This is a genomic window from Streptomyces sp. NPDC052773 (assembly GCF_044547145.1).
Lineage (GTDB): Bacteria > Actinomycetota > Actinomycetes > Streptomycetales > Streptomycetaceae > Streptomyces.
Genome location: NZ_JBITZX010000013.1, coordinates 185,192 through 204,093 on the forward strand (window position 1 = coordinate 185,192; position 18,902 = coordinate 204,093).

Annotated in this window: 15 protein-coding genes; 6 read left to right on the plus strand and 9 right to left on the minus strand. The window is 70.7% G+C overall.

Annotated elements, in window-relative coordinates:
* Nucleotides 1–172 precede the first annotated feature (172 nt).
* The gene (locus ACIG0D_RS26725) at nucleotides 173–1,732 is read right to left on the minus strand and encodes an arabinogalactan endo-beta-1,4-galactanase (protein WP_399805647.1); all 1,560 of its coding nucleotides are present in this window, start codon (nucleotides 1,730–1,732) and stop codon (nucleotides 173–175) included.
* Nucleotides 1,733–1,897: 165 nt separating this feature from the next.
* Nucleotides 1,898–3,919, minus strand: a complete 2,022-nt coding sequence (locus ACIG0D_RS26730; protein WP_399805649.1) for a beta-galactosidase — start codon at nucleotides 3,917–3,919, stop codon at nucleotides 1,898–1,900.
* Between the two features lie 182 nt (nucleotides 3,920–4,101).
* Between ACIG0D_RS26730 and ACIG0D_RS26735 the strand changes: the two genes are divergently transcribed.
* From ACIG0D_RS26735 to ACIG0D_RS26750, 4 genes are read left to right on the plus strand one after another with little or no spacing between them, the layout of a single operon-like run.
* Nucleotides 4,102–5,421, plus strand: coding sequence for an ABC transporter substrate-binding protein (locus ACIG0D_RS26735; protein ID WP_399805651.1), 1,320 nt, complete (start codon nucleotides 4,102–4,104; stop codon nucleotides 5,419–5,421).
* Nucleotides 5,418–6,395, plus strand: a complete 978-nt coding sequence (locus tag ACIG0D_RS26740; protein WP_399805653.1) for a carbohydrate ABC transporter permease — start codon at nucleotides 5,418–5,420, stop codon at nucleotides 6,393–6,395. The genes ACIG0D_RS26735 and ACIG0D_RS26740 overlap by 4 nt, the downstream gene beginning before the upstream one ends.
* Entirely contained in the window at nucleotides 6,392–7,333 is a 942-nt protein-coding gene (locus ACIG0D_RS26745; protein ID WP_399805655.1) for a carbohydrate ABC transporter permease, read from the plus strand. The genes ACIG0D_RS26740 and ACIG0D_RS26745 overlap by 4 nt, the downstream gene beginning before the upstream one ends.
* Nucleotides 7,330–8,361 (plus strand): LacI family DNA-binding transcriptional regulator, encoded by a 1,032-nt coding sequence (locus ACIG0D_RS26750; RefSeq protein ID WP_399805657.1) that lies wholly within the window; start codon nucleotides 7,330–7,332, stop codon nucleotides 8,359–8,361. Before ACIG0D_RS26745 ends, ACIG0D_RS26750 begins: the two co-directional genes overlap by 4 nt.
* Nucleotides 8,362–8,621: 260 nt before the next feature.
* On the opposite strand, the gene ACIG0D_RS26755 is transcribed toward ACIG0D_RS26750, so the two are convergent.
* The 4 genes from ACIG0D_RS26755 to ACIG0D_RS26770 all read right to left on the minus strand — a co-directional run bounded on the left by ACIG0D_RS26755 (nucleotide 8,622) and on the right by ACIG0D_RS26770 (nucleotide 12,921).
* Nucleotides 8,622–9,845 carry a phosphatidylserine/phosphatidylglycerophosphate/cardiolipin synthase family protein gene (locus tag ACIG0D_RS26755; protein WP_399805659.1) on the minus strand — a complete coding sequence of 408 codons (1,224 nt, stop codon included), beginning with the start codon at nucleotides 9,843–9,845 and terminating at the stop codon, nucleotides 8,622–8,624.
* A gap of 366 nt (nucleotides 9,846–10,211) precedes the next feature.
* Nucleotides 10,212–10,619 carry an ATP-binding protein gene (locus tag ACIG0D_RS26760; protein ID WP_399805661.1) on the minus strand — a complete coding sequence of 136 codons (408 nt, stop codon included), beginning with the start codon at nucleotides 10,617–10,619 and terminating at the stop codon, nucleotides 10,212–10,214.
* Nucleotides 10,620–10,710: 91 nt separating this feature from the next.
* Nucleotides 10,711–11,418 (minus strand): hypothetical protein, encoded by a 708-nt coding sequence (locus tag ACIG0D_RS26765; RefSeq protein ID WP_399805663.1) that lies wholly within the window; start codon nucleotides 11,416–11,418, stop codon nucleotides 10,711–10,713.
* 534 nt (nucleotides 11,419–11,952) lie between these two features.
* The gene (locus tag ACIG0D_RS26770; protein ID WP_399805717.1) at nucleotides 11,953–12,921 is read right to left on the minus strand and encodes a helix-turn-helix domain-containing protein; all 969 of its coding nucleotides are present in this window, start codon (nucleotides 12,919–12,921) and stop codon (nucleotides 11,953–11,955) included.
* Nucleotides 12,922–13,156: 235 nt separating this feature from the next.
* Here ACIG0D_RS26770 and ACIG0D_RS26775 point away from each other — a divergent pair, with 235 nt between their 5' ends.
* Entirely contained in the window at nucleotides 13,157–14,476 is a 1,320-nt protein-coding gene (locus tag ACIG0D_RS26775; protein WP_399805665.1) for a phosphatidylserine/phosphatidylglycerophosphate/cardiolipin synthase family protein, read from the plus strand.
* A 108-nt stretch (nucleotides 14,477–14,584) separates the two neighbouring features.
* Entirely contained in the window at nucleotides 14,585–15,418 is an 834-nt protein-coding gene (locus ACIG0D_RS26780) for an arylamine N-acetyltransferase (RefSeq protein WP_399805667.1), read from the plus strand.
* A gap of 15 nt (nucleotides 15,419–15,433) precedes the next feature.
* On the opposite strand, the gene ACIG0D_RS26785 is transcribed toward ACIG0D_RS26780, so the two are convergent.
* From ACIG0D_RS26785 to ACIG0D_RS26795, 3 genes are all read right to left on the minus strand, one after another.
* On the minus strand, nucleotides 15,434–15,832 hold the full coding sequence (locus ACIG0D_RS26785; RefSeq protein WP_399805669.1) for an SseB family protein: 399 nt from the start codon (nucleotides 15,830–15,832) through the stop codon (nucleotides 15,434–15,436).
* A 255-nt stretch (nucleotides 15,833–16,087) separates the two neighbouring features.
* Nucleotides 16,088–18,307, minus strand: a complete 2,220-nt coding sequence (gene katG / locus ACIG0D_RS26790; protein WP_399805671.1) for a catalase/peroxidase HPI — start codon at nucleotides 18,305–18,307, stop codon at nucleotides 16,088–16,090.
* A gap of 32 nt (nucleotides 18,308–18,339) precedes the next feature.
* Entirely contained in the window at nucleotides 18,340–18,777 is a 438-nt protein-coding gene (locus ACIG0D_RS26795) for a Fur family transcriptional regulator (RefSeq protein WP_399805673.1), read from the minus strand.
* Nucleotides 18,778–18,902: the final 125 nt, after the last annotated feature.

Below are 18,902 nucleotides of genomic sequence, written 5' to 3' on the forward strand. Positions count from 1 at the left end.
AGATCCCACCCCGGGCCGGCTCAACTGGGGCGCCGTGCGCCCCGTTTACCCCGCCGGGGGGGGGGCCCCCCCCGGGGGGCCCCCCCGGGGGGGGGGCCCCCCCCGGCCCCCCCCCCCCCGGGCCCGTGGGTGCCTGTGGCCGAAGCGGGTCTGCGACGGCCGGCCGGCGGGGTCAGCGGTGGCCGAACCACGCCATCGCCGGGAGGGCCCGGTCGTCGTAGCCGAAGAGGGCCTGGTTCTCCCAGCCGTTGCCGGAGGACGGGTCGGTGGGGTCCCAGCCGTTGCCGTTCACGGCGGTCCAGGTGGCCTCCCAGTAGAAGACGCCGAGCCCGCGGCCGTTCGGGACGGCCTCGACGATGCTCGCGATGTCGTTCATCCACCTGGTCTGCCCGGCGGTGGTGGCGGGGTAGCCGGCGACCAGTTCCTCGGGGAGGTCGATGATGTTCTCGTGCGCGTCCTCGCTGTCGAGGCGGAACGGGTAGGCCGTCTCGGCGACGAAGACCGGCTTGCCGTAGCGGGCGGCGGCGTCGTCCAGGGTGGTCTGGAAGTCGTACAGCGAGCCGTGCCAGTAGCCGTAGTACGACAGGCCGATGGCGTCGAACTTCACTCCGTTCGCGACGGCCGAGTCGAACCACCAGCGGGTGCCGGTCAGGTCACCGCCCTTGGCGAGGTGCAGGGCGACGGTCGTGGAGGAGCTGACCGCCTTGACCGCGTCGTAGCCGGAGTTGAGCAGTCCGGCGAGCTGCGGCCAGTTGTCGGTCGAGCCCTCGTTCCACAGCATGCCGCCGTTGATCTCGTTGCCGACCTGGACCATGTCGGCGGTGGTGCCCTGGGCCTTCAGCGCGTTCAGCACGTCGTACGTGTGGTTGTAGACGTCCGTCTTGAGCTGGCTGTAGGAGTGGCCCGCCCAGGCGGCCGGCTTGGACTGGGCGCCGGGGTCGGCCCAGGTGTCCGAGTAGTGGAAGTCGACGAGCAGCTTCATGCCCTGCGCCTTGACGCGCTTGGCGAGGGCGAGCACCCGGGTCTTGTTGTTGTAGCCGTCGGCCGGGTTCACCCAGACCTTCAGCCGGGCGTAGTTCATGCCCGCGGACTTCATGATGGCGAGCGGGTCGGCGGTGGTGCCGGAGCCGGTGCGGTAGACCCCGCCCAGCGCCTCGCTCTTGGCGATGGAGGAGACGTCGGCGCCGTGGATGGTGGTGCCGGACGTGCCCGAGGTGAAGGTCAGGTCGTCGACGTTGATCCAGTTGCCCGCGTTGGCGTCGCTGTTGATGCTGATCGTGCACTGGTTGGTGGTGACGTTCACCGGCACGACGATCCGGAGCCAGCCACTGGCGGAGACCGGGAGGTCGGTGCGCTGTTCGGCGCCGCCGCAGTTCTTGAGGGCTATGTACGCCGCGTTCTGACCGCCGCCGGAGCGGACCCACGCGGTCAGCTTGTACTTGCCGTTGGTCAGGCCCGAGAGGTACTGGTACGTCTCCACCTTGTAGGCGGTGGACGCCCAGTGGCTCAGCCGGTGGCTGCCGCTGTGGCCGCCCGCCTCGGTGAAGGAGGCCGCGGTCGAGCCGTACTCGGACCAGCCGCCGGGCGTGCCGGTTCCGGTGCCGTCGGTCTCGAACCCGCCGTTGGTGAGGGTGCTCGCCGCCTGGGCGGTCTGCGCCGGGAGCGCGGTGAGGGCGAGCCCCGCGGCGAGCGGCAGCAGCAGGGCCCTGAGGGTGCGTCTGGGATGGAACATCGTCGTCCGTCGTCCCTTCGACGTAAGGGGGATGGGGACCTCCCCCGCCCCGGGCGGCAGGCGCCCGGGGATGGCGGAGGCAGCCCCTCCACCCGCGGCTCGCGCGGCTCGCACGGGTGGAGGGGAGTCGGGATGGCCCGGGGGCCGTTCGACGCTGGTGCCGGCTCAGCCGTCCAGTCGGACGACCCGGACGGCCCCCGCGGGCAACTCCAGGTGACCCGCGGCGCGTTCGCCCGTCAGGAGTTCCGTGCCGGGCGTCTCCAGGGGCACCTTGGTGTCGGCGGTGGTGTGGTTGAGGGCGAACAGGTAGGTGCCCGGCTCTCCGGTGCGTACGACCACTTCGACGTCGCGGGGCAGGTCGGTGCGCGGTGCGAGGCGCGCGTCCTCGGCGGCGCGGGCGAGGACCGTGTCCAGGCCCTCCACTCCGAGGCGGGTGGAGACGTACCAGGCGGTGCCCTCGCCGAGGCGGTGCCGGGTGACGGCGGGGCGGCCCGCGGTGAGGCCGTCGGCGTACGTCCACACGGTCTCCGCGCCGCGCGGCACCACGAACTCCGTCCACACGTCCGCGCCCAGCTCGGTGCCGTCGGGGCCGGTGACGCGCACCGTCTCGCCCTTCAGCAGTGGGGAGAACTCCTCGACCGTCAGGCCGAGGACGTCCCGCAGCGCGCCCGGGTAGGCGCCCTCGTGGATGGCGTCGTTCTCGTCGACGATGCCGGAGAAGTACGAGACGAGCAGGGTGCCGCCGTTCTCTACGTACGTCTTGAGGTTGCGCCCCGCCGCCTCGGTCATCAGGTACAGCGCGGGCACGACGACCAGTGGGTAGGCCGAGAGGTCGGCCTCCGGGTGCGCGAAGTCGACGGTGAGGTGGCGGTCGTAGAGCGCCTCGTAGAAGGCGTCCGCGCGTTCGCGGGCGTCGTGGTCCTCGCTGGGCCGCCAGTCGAGTTCCTGCGCCCACCAGGAGTGCCAGTCCCAGAGCACCGCCACGTCCGCGCGGGTGCGGGTGCCGCGGATCTCGTTCAACAGGCCCAGGTCGGCGCCCAGTCGGACGACCTCACGCCAGACACGGGTGTCGGTGCCGCCGTGCGGGACCATCGCCGAGTGGAACTTCTCGGCGCCGCGCCGGGACTGCCGCCACTGGAAGAACATGGCGCCCTCGGAGCCGCGCGCCACATGGGCGAGCGAGTTGCGGGCCATCTGCCCGGGCGCCTTGGCGGGGTTGCGGGCCTGCCAGTTGACGCCCGAGGTGGAGTGCTCGAGGAGCAGCCAGGGCGCGCCGCCGGCGACGGAGCGGGTGAGGTCGGCGGCCATGGCGAGGTTGACGTGGGTGCGGCGGCCGTCGGTGATCAGGTAGTGGTCGTTGGTGACGAGGTCGACCTCGCGGCCCCAGGCCCAGTAGTCGATGGAGTCGCACTGGCTGAGCGCGGTCATGAAGTTGGTGGTGACCGGCACGCCGGGCGAGAGGCGGTGCAGGATGTCCCGCTCCGTGCGGAAGTTCTCGCGGAGGGTGGCGTCGGCGAACCGCTTGTAGTCCAGGGCCTGCGCCGGATTGCCGACCGTGGGGGTCACGCGCGGCGGGTTGATCTGCTCCAGGTCGGTGTAGTGCTGGCCCCAGAAGGCGGTCCCCCAGGCCTCGTTGACCGCCTCGACCGTGCCGTACGTGTCCGCCAGCCAGCGGCGGAAGTGGGCCGCGCAGGAGTCGCAGTAGCAGGCGGAGACGGGGACGCCGTACTCGTTGTGCACGTGCCACATGGCGAGCGCGGGGTGGTCGCCGTAGCGCTCGGCGAGCTTGGTGGTGATGTTCGCGGCGGCGGCCCGGTAGTGCGGGTTGCTGTGGCAGATCGCGCCGCGGGAGCCGAACTCGTAGCGGGTGCCGTCGGCGGTGACCGGCAGCGCCTCGGGGTGCTCCCGGTAGAACCAGACCGGGGGCACCACGGTGGGGGTGCCGAGGTCGACGCGGACGCCGTTCTCGTGCAGCAGGTCCAGCAGCCGGTCGAGCCAGCCGAAGTCGTACTCCCCGCGGGCGGGCTCCAGCAGCGCCCAGGAGAAGATCCCGACGCTCACCATGGAGACGCCGGCCTCCCGCATCAGCCGGACGTCCTCCTGCCAGACGCTTTCCGGCCACTGCTCGGGGTTGTAGTCCCCACCGAAGGCGAGCCTGGTGAGGCCCCTGGGGGTGGTCTCCGGCATGGATGTCTCCCGGTTAATCGATCATTTGGGAACGTGCACACACAGCGGTTGCGGTGCGAGCCCAACATAACCGCACAGCAACAACCATTGACAAGTGTCCGGGATGTTTCTCTACTGTGAACGCTCACAGAAGCATGGCAGGTCCTCGCGACAGGCGGGGACCCAGGTCAGGGGAGATATCCATGCCGAACACGAAGCGCTCTCGCCTCGTGGCCACCGCCGTCGCCGTCACGCTCGGCACCACCGCCCTCGCCGCGTGCGGCTCGGAGGAGGGCGACAGCGAGGCCCAGTCGGGGCCCGTCTCGCTCACGTACTGGACCTGGACGCCCGGCATGGACAAGGTCGTCGACCTGTGGAACAAGGGCCCGGGCAAGGAGCAGCAGATCACCGTCACGGTGAAGAAGCAGGCCTCCGGGGACACGCTGGTCACCAAGATCCTCACCGCGCACAAGGCGGGCAAGGCGCCCGACCTGGTGCAGGCCGAGTACCAGGCACTGCCCACCCTGGTCAGCAATGACGCGCTCGCCGACATATCGGGCGAGGTCGGCGACGCGGAGAAGAAGTTCGCCGAGGGCGTCTGGCAGCAGACCACCCTGGGCACGGACGCGGTCTACGCGGTGCCGCAGGACATCGGGCCGATGATGTTCTACTACCGCGAGGACCTGTTCGAGAAGTACGGCCTGAAGGTCCCCACCACCTGGGACCAGTTCGCCGAGACCGCCCGGGAGCTGAAGAAGAAGGCCCCGGACATCGACCTCACCACCTTCTCCGCCAACGACTCCGGCCTCTTCGCCGGCCTCGCCCAGCAGGCCGGCGCGAAGTGGTGGACCACCGAGGGCGAGCAGTGGAAGGTCGGCATCGACGACGCCGCCACCCGCAAGGTCGCCGAGTTCTGGGGCGGTCTCGTCAAGGAGGGCGCCATCGACAACCAGCCGATGTACACCCCGGCCTGGAACAAGGCGCTCAACACCGGCAAGCAGATCGCCTGGGTCAGCGCCGTGTGGGCGCCGGGCACGCTGACCACCGCCGCGCCCGACACCAAGGGCAAGTGGGCCATGGCCCCGCTCCCCCAGTGGTCCGCGAGCGAGAACGTCACCGGCAGTTGGGGCGGCTCCTCCACCGCCGTCACCACGGACTCCGAGCACAAGGAGGCCGCCGCCGAGTTCGCCGCGTGGCTGAACACCGACGGCGAGGCGCTGAACGCGCTCGCCAAGGAGAGCGGCATCTACCCGGCCTCCAGCGCCGCCCAGCTCAGCGGGGCGTTCACCAAGTCGCCGGAGTACTTCTCCAACCAGGCCGACTTCTACACCAAGGCCGCGGAGATCGCGCAGACCACCGCGCCGGCCACGTGGGGCCCGAACGTGAACGTCGCCTACACGGCCTTCAAGGACGCCTTCGGCGCCGCCGCCAAGAACAAGTCGGACTTCACCGCCGCCCTGGAGACCATGCAGGACGTCACCGTCGCCGACATGAAGAAGCAGGGCTTCGAGGTCGCGGAGTGACCAGCACGACACGCCGGAGGTCGTACGGGGTCAAGGGGGCCCCGTACGCCCACCCGTCTCCCACCACCACCCTCAAACGAGCGCGAAGCGCGCCCTACTTTTTTCTCCTCCCGGCGACGATCCTGTTCGCCCTGTTCTTCGCCCTGCCCATCGGCTACGCGGTCTGGCTCAGCTTCCGCAAGGTGAAGGTCTCGGGCCTCGGCCTCGGCTCCGGCGCCCGCCGCGAGGTCTGGGCGGGCCTGGAGAACTACACCGCCGCCCTGACCGACAGCGAGCTGCTCGGCGGCGCGCTGCGCGTGATCGGCTACGGCTGCATCGTCGTGCCGGTGATGCTGGGCCTGGCGCTGCTGTTCGCGCTGATGCTCGACTCCGAGAAGGTGCGGCTCGCCCCCTTCACCCGGCTCGCGATCTTCCTGCCGTACGCCATCCCCGGCGTGGTCGCGGCGCTGCTGTGGGGCTTCCTGTACCTGCCGGACGTCAGCCCCTTCTACTTCGTGCTCGACAGGCTGGGCCTGCCGCAGCCGGATCTGCTGGACGGCGGTCCGCTGTACCTCGCCCTGTCGAACATCGCGGTCTGGGGCGGCACCGGCTTCAACATGATCGTCATCTACACCTCGCTCCGGTCGATCCCGGCCGAGGTGTACGAGGCGGCGAAGCTGGACGGCGCCACCCCGCTGCAGATCGCGCTGCGGATCAAGATCCCTATGGTGGCGCCCTCGCTGGTGCTGACCTTCTTCTTCTCGATCATCGCGACGCTCCAGGTGTTCAGCGAGCCGACCACCCTGAAGCCCCTCACCAACTCCGTGTCCACGACGTGGAGTCCGCTGATGAAGGTGTACCAGGACGCCTTCGGCAAGGGTGACATCCACGCGGCGGCCGCCCAGGCCACGATCATCGCGCTGGCCACGCTGCTGCTGTCCTTCGGCTTCCTGCGGGCCGCGAACCGACGTCAGAGGCAGGAGGCGGCACGATGAGCACGCTGGCCATCCGCAAGAGCGAGGCCGATGGGGGTCCTCCCGCTCGAGCGAATTCGAGAGTGGGGGAGGGCACCACCCCCGGCACCGCCCAGGGGCCGCCGCCGCGCCGCCGGATCGCGCTGATCCCGACCGTGACGCTGCTGCTCGGCGCGGTCTACTGCCTGCTGCCCGTGGCCTGGGTGGTGATCGCCTCCACGAAGTCCGGCAGCGAGCTGTTCTCCACCTTCACCTTCCTGCCGGGCACCGGCTTCACCGAGAACCTCTCGGACCTCAGCGCCTACCGCGACGGCGTGTACTGGCAGTGGATGGGCAACTCCGCCCTGTACGCCGTCCTCGGCGCGCTGCTGTCCACGGCCGTGTCGTCCTTCGCGGGCTACGCGCTGGCGACGTACCGCTTCCGCGGGCGCGAGGCGATGTTCAACGTGCTGCTCGCGGGTGTGCTGATGCCTCCGGTGATCCTGGCGATCCCGCAGTACCTGCTGCTGGCGAAGGCCGACCTGACGGACTCCTACCTGTCCGTGCTGCTGCCGCAGATCCTCTCGCCGTACGGCGTCTACCTCGCCCGGATCTACGCCGCCGCCGCGGTGCCCGGCGATGTGGTGGAGGCGGGCCGGATGGACGGCGCGAGCGAGTGGCGGATCTTCACCCGGATCGCGCTGCCGATGATGGTGCCCGGCCTGGTGACGGTCTTCCTGTTCCAGTTCGTGGCGATCTGGAACAACTTCCTGCTGCCGTACATCATGCTCAGCGACGACGAGAAGTTCCCGATCACGCTCGGCCTGCACACGCTCCTGGAGCAGGGCGCGAACACGCCCGCGCTCTACACCCTGGTGATCACCGGCGCGTTCCTCGCGGTGTTCCCGCTGGTGGCGCTGTTCCTGGTCATCCAGCGGTTCTGGAGCCTCGATCTGCTGTCCGGGGCCGTAAAGTCATGACCATGAGCCATTCGGGGGGTCGGCGCAAGCCGCCGACGATTCACGACGTGGCGCGCGAGGCGGGCGTCTCGCGCGGCACCGTCTCGCGCGTGCTCAACGGCGGTCACTACGTCAGCCCGGCGGCGCAGGAGGCGGTCAACGCCGCGATCCGCAAGACGGGGTACGTCGTGAACCGGCACGCGCGCTCCCTGATCACCGGCCGCTCCGACTCCGTCGGCTTCCTGCTGACGGAGCCTCAGGAGCGGTTCTTCGAGGACCCCAACTTCAACGTCCTGCTGCGCGGCTGCACCCAGGCGCTGGCCGCGCACGACATCCCGCTGCTGCTGATGCTGGCGGGCACCGAGGACGAGCGGCGGCGCCTCACGCGGTACATCACCGCCGGGCACGTCGACGGGGTCCTCCTGGTCTCCAGCCACTCCGGCGACCCGATCGCCCAGGAGCTGCGCGAGGCGGGGGTGCCGCTCGTGGCCTGCGGCAAGCCGATCGGGCTTGGCTCCAAGGTCAGTTATGTCGCCGCCGACGACCGGGACGGCGCCCGGGACATGGTGCGCCACCTGCTGTCCCTCGGCCGGCGCCGGGTGGGCATGGTGACCGGCCCGCTGGACACACCCGGCGGCGTGGAGCGGCTGGCCGGGTACGAGGAGGTGCTGGCCGAGGCGGGCCTGCCCGTCGACGACGCCCTGATCGTCTCCGGCGACTACAGCCGGGCCAGCGGCGAGGAGGGCGCCGAGCGGCTGCTCGCCCAGGCGCCCGACATGGACGCGGTGTTCGTCGCCTCCGACCTGATGGCCCAGGGCGTGCTCACCGCGCTCCAGCGGGCCGGGCGCCGGGTGCCGCAGGACGTGGCCGTCGGCGGCTTCGACGACTCCCCCGCCGCCGTGGCCGCGAGCCCGGAGCTGACGACCATACGGCAGCCGTGGGACCGGATCAGCGCCGAGATGGTGCGGGTCCTGCTCGCCCAGATGGGAGGCGAGGACCCGGCGGCGGTGATCCTGCCGACGGAGCTCGTGAAGCGGGAGTCGACGTGACCCACCGGCCGGTCCGTCAGGCCTCCCCCACCGCGACGCACACCGGCACGGCCACGAACAGCCGGTCCTGACCGGCACGAACGCGCTGCTCGGCGATCCAGCCGGCGGCGCGTTCGGCGTCCACGGCACCCGCCCCGGTCGCGGCCCGCCGCCAACCGGCCCCGGCCCGCCGCCGCCCGGCCCCTGCCGGCGCGGTGAACCAACTCACCGCCGCACCGCGGGCCGTCGCGTGCCGTGGGACGGCTGGAGGCTGCGGGTGGTCACAGGAAGTGGCGGACGGGCTGGACGGTCACTTCGCGGGCCCGCTGAAGGAGGGAGCGTTTCCTCCACCGGCCCGCCCGGATCAGTTCGCTGGCCGCCACGTCATCGTCGAAGTGCTCGTCCAGGGTGGCGGTGAAAGCCGGGTCCAGGACGGCGAGCATGACCTCCTCGTCGTGCTCGAGGGAGCGGCGGTTGAAATTGGTCGAACCGATCAGCGCGGCGACATGGTCGACGGTGATGACCTTGGCGTGCATCATCGTCGGCTGATACTGGTAGATCTTCACCCCGCACGCGGTGAGGTCCTCGTAGAAGTGCTGCCCGGCGAGCCGGCAGACCCGCTTGTCGGTGTGCGGCCCAGGAAGCACGATCTCCACGTCGACCCCGCGTCGCGCGGCGGCACAGAGCAGCTCGATGAAGTAGGCGTCCGGGGAGAAATAGGCGGTGGCCAGGCGGAAGCGCACCTCGGCCGACTCCAGTATCACGCGTATGAGGGTCTGCATGTCCTGCCAGCCGAGACTGGCCGAGCCGCGCACCACCTGCACGATCGCGTCGCCCTGCGGGCGGTGTTCGATGAACCGGTCCCGCTCGTCGAAGAGCTCGTCGTGGCACTCGGCCCAGTTCTGCGCGAACGCCGCGGCGATGCCGTCCACCGCCGGCCCGCGGACCTCGACATGGGTGTCGCGCCATTCGTGCGGGTTGCGAGCGTTGCCGCACCATTCCTCGGCTATCCCCACACCGCCGGTGAAGGCCGTCTCCTCGTCGACCACGAGGACCTTGCGGTGGCAACGGTGGTTCTGCTTCAGCGGGGACAGACGCCGCGGCTTGCGGAACCACGCCACCTGCACCCCCGCCCGGCGCATCGTCTCAAGCTGCTCGGTCTCGATCAGCCGGCTGCCGAACCCGTCCAGCAGCAGCCGCACCCTGAGACCGGCACGGGCGCGGTCGGCGAGGGCCTGGGCGAACTCGCGGGCGATGTCACCCTTCCAGTAGACGAAAGTCATCATGTCGACGGTGTGCTCGGCCGACCGGATCGCGGCCAGCATCGCGGCGAAGATCTCGTCCCCGTTGCGCAGGACGGTCAGCGCATTGCCCTCGGTCGCGGCGATCCCGATCAGCCGCTCCAGACGACGCCGTATCCGCGTGACGCGGTCATCGGCGGTGGATTTCCCCGGTGGGTGGGGGGACCGCGGGGTCACCTCGGGCGGTTTCTGTGTGCTGGTCATGGCATTCCCTGGCCGGAACACGGTGAGGAAACCTTCCGGCCGCGGTGCCCGGTCCGGCGCGGGCTGAGCGGCGAGCCGACTGTACCCCCCGGGGCAGGGACGGCCCGGCCCGGACGCATGTGCGGTGCTCGTCGGGGACGATGACAGACCCGTTTCACTCCGGCAAGCGCCTCAGCGTGCGCTGCTCCGGTGCGGGCAGGCCCGGCCACGGCGTGCCGGTCCGGCGGCCCTGAAAGCGCGTACCCGCCAACGAGGCCGTCAGGCTCCGCGGAGACGCGGCGCGGGTCGAGGTGGAGGCCGCGCCCGCACCCGCGCGGTCAGCGTGCGGGTCGGCTGGGGTTCTTCATGCCGGTCGGCTGGGGTTCTTCACGTGGCTGACGGACGGAAGCAGGCGGTGACCGACTTGCCATGGGGGCAGGGACGGGCTTCCCATTCGTCTGCCAGGGCGTCGACGAGAAACATCCCCCGCCCGCCGGGGCGGTCTTCGCTGGGCTCGCGCGGTGTGGGCAGGGCGGCGTCGTCGTCGTGCACGGTGATGTGCAGGCACTGGCCGTCCCAGGTCATCACGAGCCGGGCGGTGGAATGGGCGTGGATGTGGGCGTTGGTGACGAGTTCGGAGACGGTCAGCAGCACGTCATCCACGGTCCGCGGGTGACTGCGCGTCCAGCCTAGGGACTCCAGATGTTCGCGGGTCCAGTCGCGTGCCGCCTTCGGGCCGGTACTCAAGGGCAGCGAGCGTGCCCAGCCCACTGCCCGCAGGGACGAATCATCCACCACAACTCCTCCTGGCCTTCCCGCCCGCGCCGGCGACTCCCCGCCCCGCGGTGTGGACGCAGCAGACAGCCGGCGCGACCGGCCTGGCGGCTCAGCTCTGCTGCTGGGCGCCCCGTAGGGCCTCGTCGGTCATGTCGGCCACCTGTCCGGCCGGCGGGGCCTCCGCGTCGGCATCGGTGCCGAAGTCCGAGAACTCCATCACCGTGCTCATCTTGAGCTGCTGGGGCGCCGCACCGTTGTCCGGCGTGGCCGAGGCGGAGGCCGGGGCCTCGACGGTCATGTCGACCTGCTGACGGCGCAGCCGGCCCTCGTCGTCGAGCCAGACCTGCATCGGCAGCGTCGGGCCGAGCCGCTTGCTCATCTGCTCACCGCCCGGCAGCTTGGAGACGTCCACGGAGACCTTGTAGTGCGTGGTGCTGGTTCCGCCGATCTTCTCGGTGCCGGCCTTGGTGACGTCCTCGTCGGTGATCGCCTTGGCGTAGGCGGCGGTCTGGGCCGGGTCGCCGATCTGCTGGTTGTTCAGACCCTGCCGGGCGGCGACCTTCTCCAGGTCGATCTTGATCCAGGGCTTGCCGTCCGGCGCCTTCTGGCCGGAAGCCTTCTGGTAGAGGACCTGGTCGACGACGCGTTGCTCGAGCGTCTTGTCCTGCACGCCGACGGTCATGACGCTGTCGCCCTCGGCCAGATCGATGACGCCCTCGCCGTCGGATGTGACCGTCTTGCCGTCCGCGGAGAGCTTCATCCTGATCGTCATCCGCGCGGACCCGGCTTCGGCCGTCTTGTCGTAGGCCGCACGCACCTCCCTCGTGCCTTCCTCCTGGGCACCGGCGCCTCTGCTCGCACTCGGCGGCCTGCCGTCCCCCTTGGTCTCCGCGTCGCTGCCGCCACCACAACCTGACAGGACAACGCTCCCCGTCACCGCGGCGATCACGATCGCGCCGGCCTTCGTCCCCCTGAACCGCATGTGCATCCGCCTCTCGTCAACGTGTGCCGACCGCCGTCACCTCACGCCGGTGCACTGAGCCGAATGCCCCGGATGGCCGCCAACACACACGGATATCAGGTGGATTGCGGAGGGATGACGCGTTTGCTCCTCGTGACCAGTCCGCATCAGGGCGCCTGCCACGCCGGTGCCTGGCAGGCGCCTCGTTCCGTCATCACGCTGCGGTGAGTCGTTCCGTGCATGCCCCACCGGCTTTTTGCGGCGGCGAAGGCCATCAGCCTCCCCCAGTCGTCGTGGACCTCAACGTGCCCCCGGGTTCCCGGTTGAATCCCGGGTCCACACCAGCCGTGGCCCCCGCAGTGCCGTGACCGCTGTCCGCCGCTCACCGCGTCAGAAACGATTCCGCGCCACGGCGCGGAACTCCGTCGGCGTCATGCCGGTGGCCGCGCGGAAGGCGCGGGTGAACTCGGAGGGCCGGGGGTAGCCCCAGCGGGCGCCGATGGCCCGGACGGGGCTCGCGTCGCGGGGGTCCGCGAGGTCGCGTCGGCAGCGGGACATCCGTTCGCGCCGGATGACGTCGCCCACGGTGGTCTCGTGCGCCTGGAAGACACGGTGCACGGTGCGCAGGGACACGCTGTGGGCCTCGGCCACGGCGGCCGGCCCCAGGTGGGGATCGGGCAGGTTCCGGACGATGAAGCCCACCATCGCGTGGTAGAGCGCCGACATCCGGGACTCCGGCGGCAGCGCCGACGCCTGCTCGACGTGACCGGCGACCACCGCCGCCGCGAGGTCGACGACGGTCGTGCCGAGCCGGGCCTGGTCGCTGCCCGTCAGTTCGGTGTCAGAGTCGGCCAGCGTGGTGAGCATCTGACGGAACACCAGGCCCATGCCCGCCGTCGGCTTCAGGGCCGTCCCGCACACCGGCCTGACCACCCGGTCCGGGAGGGGCATGAGCCGCCGGGGGAACTGGAGCAGCACACAGCCGGACCGCTGCTCTCCGGTCTCGACGCGCCCCTGGAACGGCTGGGAGCTGTCGTACAGGACCATCTCGCCGGGGCCCAGCAGCGTTTCGTGGCCGCCCTGTTCCACGCCCTGCCGCCCGGAGGTGATCAGGGCGAGCTGGTAGAACTCGGGGTCCGACTGCCGGATGAGGCGTGCGGAGCGGTACGAGACGAGGGGCGCGTAGGCGATCGTGGAGAGCTGGGCCGCTCCCAGCTCCATGGCGCGGATGAGCGCGCCGAAGCGCTCCGGGTCCGGGAATCTGAAGCGCTGCGTCACCAGCGCCAGCGCCGCCGTCTCCTCCCAGGCGGATGTCCTCTCCTTCGACGGCAGGCCCGTCGTGTCCAGCACGGTTCTCATCATGAGTCCCCCCGGCACTCGTCGTTCGTCACCGCGTACCGCTCGGTCGCTGGGGAGTGTGCGGGACGAAGATCCACCGAGGACAGGGACCTTTGCGTCAAGTAGCGGGCGCGGTGGCGTCCGGTGCACACGGCTCGGCGCTGAGCGCGCATGACACGGCGCGGGGCGGCGGGTGAGCATGCCGACGGAACAGCCGCTACTACGGAACAGCCGTACTAAAGACGGGGGTTGACCCATGTCCGGCATACGCACGCCACGCAGACGCGGCAGCGCACACCCGCGCGCCGCCTTCAGCAGAGCCCTCACGGCCCTCGTCGGCGTCCTCACGCTGGCGGGCGTCCTCGTCCTCGGCGGCGCACCCCAGGCCGCCGCACTCACCAAACCGGTCGTCAACGGGCCTGTGTTCAACGACCCGTTCGGCACCGAGGACCAGCGCGAGGCCGTCTTCACGCAGCTGGTGCGACTGATCGACGCGACCCCGTCCGGGCAGCAGATCCGCGGCTCGATGTTCGAGTTCGGCGACCAGGAGGTGGCCGACGCCCTGCTGCGGGCGCACCAGCGCGGCGTCGACGTCAAACTCATCGTCGACGACTCCACCTATGTCAACGGCGACACGGGCGCGGAGTTCCAGAACCCGGCCTACCAGTCGCTCAGGAGCGGGCTCGGCACCAACGACACCGCCCGGTCCTGGATCGTCGTCTGTGACGACAGGTTCGAGAGCCCCGACGGCAGGGACGACGTCAAGCGCGGCTGCCTCGGCGTTGCCCCGCCCGGACCCGCCTACAACCACAACAAGTTCTTCCTGTTCTCCAGGATCGGCCCCTTCGCGGACGGCACCAGCTACAGCAAGGTCGTCTTCCAGACGTCCTCCAACCTGACGGACTGGTACAAGAAGGAGTCCTTCAACGACGCCGTCACCTTCAGCGACGGCCCCGTGTACGACGGTTACGCCTCCTACCACGAGAAGCAGCGGCACGGACGCACCCTCCAGGCCGGCAACAACAACGTCTACTTCTCCACGCCGACCGGCTCCACCTACCGCGGCTACTTCTTCCCGCGCGGCGACACGTCGTACGACAACCCGGCCTCCGACACCGTCGTCAACGTCCTCGACGAGGTCGCCTGCTCGTACACGGGCACCGACGGCAAGCGCCACCAGACCGACGTCCGCATCGTCACCACGTTCTTCAACGACTCGAGGATCCAGGTGGCCGACAAGCTCGCCGCGCTGCGTGCCCAGGGCTGCTGGATCGACATCGTCTACGCCTCCGCGCAGTCGAAGGTGATCGCGAAGCTCGACGCCGCGGGCATCCAGCACCGGGCGTGCACGATCCCCAACGGGACCGGGATCGACGTACGCCCGCACAACAAGCAGATGCTCATCGACGGCGACTACAACGGTGACATCACGCCGCGGGTCTACACCGGCAGCGCCAACCTGACCGGGTCCTCGCTGCGCTCGGCCGACGAGGCCATGGTCCGGATCACCAGCGCGGACTACCACGCCAAGTATCTGTCCACGTTCTACAAGATCCGTACCGCCTGCGGCGGCTGACCGGGGCCGCCCCGGCCACCCGGCGGATCCGGCCTAGGACCAACGCCCGAGTGCGGTCCCGACCCGGGTCCGCCGACGCGGACGCGCCCCCCGCCTAGGGTGAGGGGCATGTCCGAAACGACTCCGTTCGATCTTGACGCCTACCTCCGCAGGATCGGCTGGGACGGCCCCCGCAGCGCCGACGTGGCGACGCTGCGGGGGCTGCACCTGGCCCACTCCCGGTCGATTCCCTTCGAGAACCTGGAGGCGCTGCACAGCAGGGCGCCCTCCCTCGACCCGGGTGACCTCATGGCGAAGCTGGTGCACGGCCGGCGGGGCGGTTACTGCTACGAGCACAACCTGCTGTTCTCTCACGCGCTGGAAGCGCTCGGCTTCCGGGTCACCATGCTCGCCGCGCGCGTCGTCATCGGCGCAGACCGTGCCGAGAGCCGCCCCCGCTCCCACATGGCCCTGCTCGTCACGGCGGCCGACGATCCGCGGCCGTACCTCACCGACGTGGGGTTCGGTGCGATCGGGGCGCTGCTGGAGCCGGTGCCGCTGATCGCCGGGACCGAGTTCCACGGCGCGGGGCACCGCCGCCACCGGCTCGTGCGGGCGTCGCGGGGCGGGCCGCTGGACCTGTGGACGCTGGAGGCGTACGACCGGACCGACGCGGTGTGGGTGGCGCAGTACGCGTTCACCGTGGAACCGTTCGAGCCCTCCGACTACGAGATGTTCAACTGGTTCGTGGGGACGAGCCCGCGGTCGCCGTTCACCCGGCGGCTGTACGTCCAGCGGGTCACGCCCGACGGGCATCTCCTCCTGGAGGACGGCCTCCTCACCGAGACCCGTACCGACGGCACGGTCCGCAAGCGGGAGCTGGCCGGCGAGGGCGAGGTGCGCCACGTGCTGGACGTGGACTTCGGCATCGACGTGCCGGAGGGGATGTCGCTGACCCCGTGATTCCGGCCGCCGCCGTCAGGGGCGGGCCAGCAGGGTGCGCACGCCGTCCGAGGTCAGCGTCAGGCCGTGCGCGGAGCTGGCGTCGATGGTGAGGGACAGGTCGTCCGACGGCCACTGCGCGGCCAGCGCGCCCAGCGGGACGAGACGGTAGCGGGAGACGTACGGCAGCAGCCCGGCCATCTCCAGCTCGGAGGTGAACACGGGCACCACCGGCACGCCGTCCGGCTGTTCCAGAACGGGCAGCGCCACGGCGTTGGGGTCGGTCGCGTCCTCCTCCGAGACGTCGTCGGGGACGGGGACCAGCACGTTGCTGTGAGCGAGCGTGTCCAGCGCGGTGGTGTCCTCGGTGTCCCGGGCGAGGGCGTCGAGCGCCCGCTGCGCGGGATTGGTGCCGTTCTCGGCGGGTGTGTCCATGGTGGGTCCCCAGGTGGCTGCGGTCGTACGACGTGCCCGGCCCGGGATCGGTTCGGGGCACGGTGTTCCTCGCGTACCCGAAGCCCGCCGGACCATGCGCCGACGACGGCCGGACCGCCGGAAAAGCGGATGAGCGGCCCGGGTGGACCCACCGTGTGTGACGGGTCACCCGTGCGGCGGGACACAGGTCCGGGCCGGCCCGTGACGGGCCGGCCCGGATGTGATGAGCGGTCGGTCAGGTAGGTCGGACGGAGGTCAGACCAGGTCGAAGCGGTCGAGCTCCATGACCTTGACCCACGCGGTGACGAAGTCGTTCACGAACTTCTCCTTCGCGTCGTCGCTCGCGTAGACCTCGGCGAGGGCACGCAGCTCGGAGTTCGAGCCGAAGACCAGGTCGGCGCGGCTGCCGGCCCACTTCAGCTCGCCGGTGGCGGCGTCGCGGCCCTCGAAGGTGGTCTGGTCCTCGGAGGTCGACTTCCACGTCGTGCCCAGGTCGAGCAGGTTGACGAAGAAGTCGTTGGTCAGCGCGCCGGGGGTCTTGGTGAGGACGCCGAGCTGCGACTGCTGGTGGTTGGCGCCGAGCACGCGCAGACCACCGACGAGGACGGTCATCTCGGGGGCGCTCAGGGTGAGCAGGTTCGCCTTGTCGAGCAGCAGGTACTCGGCCGGGAGGCGGTTGCCCTTGCCCAGGTAGTTGCGGAAGCCGTCGGCGGTGGGCTCCAGCGCGGCGAAGGACTCGACGTCGGTGTGCTCCTCGGTGGCGTCGACGCGGCCCGGGGTGAAGGGCACCTCGATGTCGAACCCGGCGTCCTTGGCGGCCTTCTCGATCGCGGCGCAGCCGCCGAGGACGATCAGGTCGGCGAGGGAGACCTTGCGGGCGCCGGTGTTCCACTCCTGCTGGATGCTCTCCAGGGTGCGCAGGACGACCGCGAGCTGGTCGGGGTCGTTGACCTCCCAGTTGCGCTGCGGCTCCAGGCGGATGCGGGCGCCGTTGGCGCCGCCGCGCTTGTCGCTGCCGCGGAAGGTGGAGGCGGACGCCCACGCGGTGGTGACGAGCTGGGAGACGGTCAGGCCCGAGTCGAGCAGCTTGGCCTTGAGCGCCGCGATGTCGGCGGCGTCGATGAGCTCGCCCTCGCGCTCCGGCAGCGGGTCCTGCCACAGCAGGGTCTCCTCCGGGACCTCGGGGCCGAGGTAGAGCGACTTCGGGCCCATGTCGCGGTGGGTCAGCTTGTACCAGGCGCGGGCGAAGGCGTCGGCGAACTGGTCCGGGTTCTCGTAGAAGCGGCGCGAGATCTGCTCGTAGACCGGGTCGAAGCGCAGCGCCAGGTCGGTGGTGAGCATCGTCGGGCGGTGCTTCTTCGCCGGGTCGTGGGCGTCCGGGATGATCTCCGGGGCGTCCTTGGCGACCCACTGCTTGGCGCCGGCCGGGGACTCGGTCAGCTCGTACTCGAACTCGAAGAGGTTCTTGAAGAAGCCGTTGCTCCACTGGGTGGGCGTGCTGGTCCAGGTCACCTCCAGACCGGAGGTGATGGTGTCGGCGCCCTTGCCGGTGCCGTAGGTGTTCTTCCAGCCGAGGCCCTGCTCCTCCATGGAGGCGGCCTCGGGGTCGGCGCCGACGTGGTCGGCGGGGCCGGCGCCGTGGGTCTTGCCGAAGGTGTGGCCGCCGGCGATGAGGGCGACGGTCTCCTCGTCGTTCATCGCCATGCGGCGGAAGGTCTCACGGATGTCGCGGGCCGCGGCCAGCGGGTCCGGGTTGCCGTTCGGGCCCTCGGGGTTGACGTAGATCAGGCCCATCTGGACGGCGCCGAGCGGGTTCTCCAGCTCGCGGTCGCCGGTGTAGCGCTGGTCGTCGAGCCAGGTGGTCTCGGGGCCCCAGTAGACGTCCTCCTCCGGCTCCCAGACGTCCTCGCGGCCGCCGGCGAAGCCGAAGGTCTTGAAGCCCATGGTCTCCAGGGCGACGTTGCCGGCGAGGATCATGAGGTCGGCCCAGGACAGGCTCTGGCCGTACTTCTTCTTGACCGGCCACAGCAGGCGGCGGGCCTTGTCGAGGTTGGCGTTGTCCGGCCAGCTGTTCAGCGGGGCGAAGCGCTGCTGGCCGGCCCCGGCGCCACCGCGGCCGTCGCTGATCCGGTAGGTGCCAGCGCTGTGCCAGGCCATGCGGACGATCAGCGGGCCGTAGTGGCCGAAGTCGGCGGGCCACCAGTCCTGGGAGGTGGTGAGCACCTCGGCGATGTCCCGTTTCACGGCCGGGAGGTCGAGGCTCTGGAAGGCCTCCGCGTAGTCGAAGTCCTCGCCCAGCGGGTTCGCCACGGGCGGGTTCTTCGCGAGGACCTTCAGGTTGAGCCGCTCCGGCCACCACTGGCGGTTGCCGCCGCCCTGGGTGGGGTGCAGCGCGCGCCCGTGTGCGACCGGGCAGCCACCCGAGCCGCCCTCCGTCTTGGGGTCGGTGACGATCGCATCGGGGTTCTCAGCCATGGGAAACCTTCCGAACTAGTGGATCACGGTGCTCAGGAACTGCTGGTGGTGGAACAGCCGGGGCACAGACCCCAGTAGATGACCTCGGCCTCGTCGACGGCGAAGCCGCGGTCGTCGGACGCGGTGAGACAGGGGGCGTGGCCGACCGCGCAGTCGACGTCGGCGACGACGCCGCACGAGCGGCACACGAGGTGGTGGTGGTTGTCGCCGACGCGGCCCTCGTAGCGGGTGGGGCTGCCCGGCGGTTCGATGCGGCGTATGAGTCCCGCCGCGGCGAGCGCGTGCAGCGCCTCGTACACGGCCGGGAGCGAGATGTGGCCCACGCGTTCGCGCACACCGGCGGCGATCGCCTCGACGTCCAGGTGGTCGCCGGCCCGCACGGTGTCGAGCAGCGCGACGCGGGCGGCCGTCACCCGCAGGCCTGCGCCTCGCAGCTCGTCGGCGGTCGTCGGGGTCCCGGATGCGGTCACGGGGGTCAAGCTACCCGCTAAACACGAACAATTAAAGAAAACGAACCGTTCCAGTTCGATGGCCGTGCGAGGTGACCTGTGTGACCAGCGGGTGGCCAGGGTCTTGAGGCCGGCGGGACCGCGGC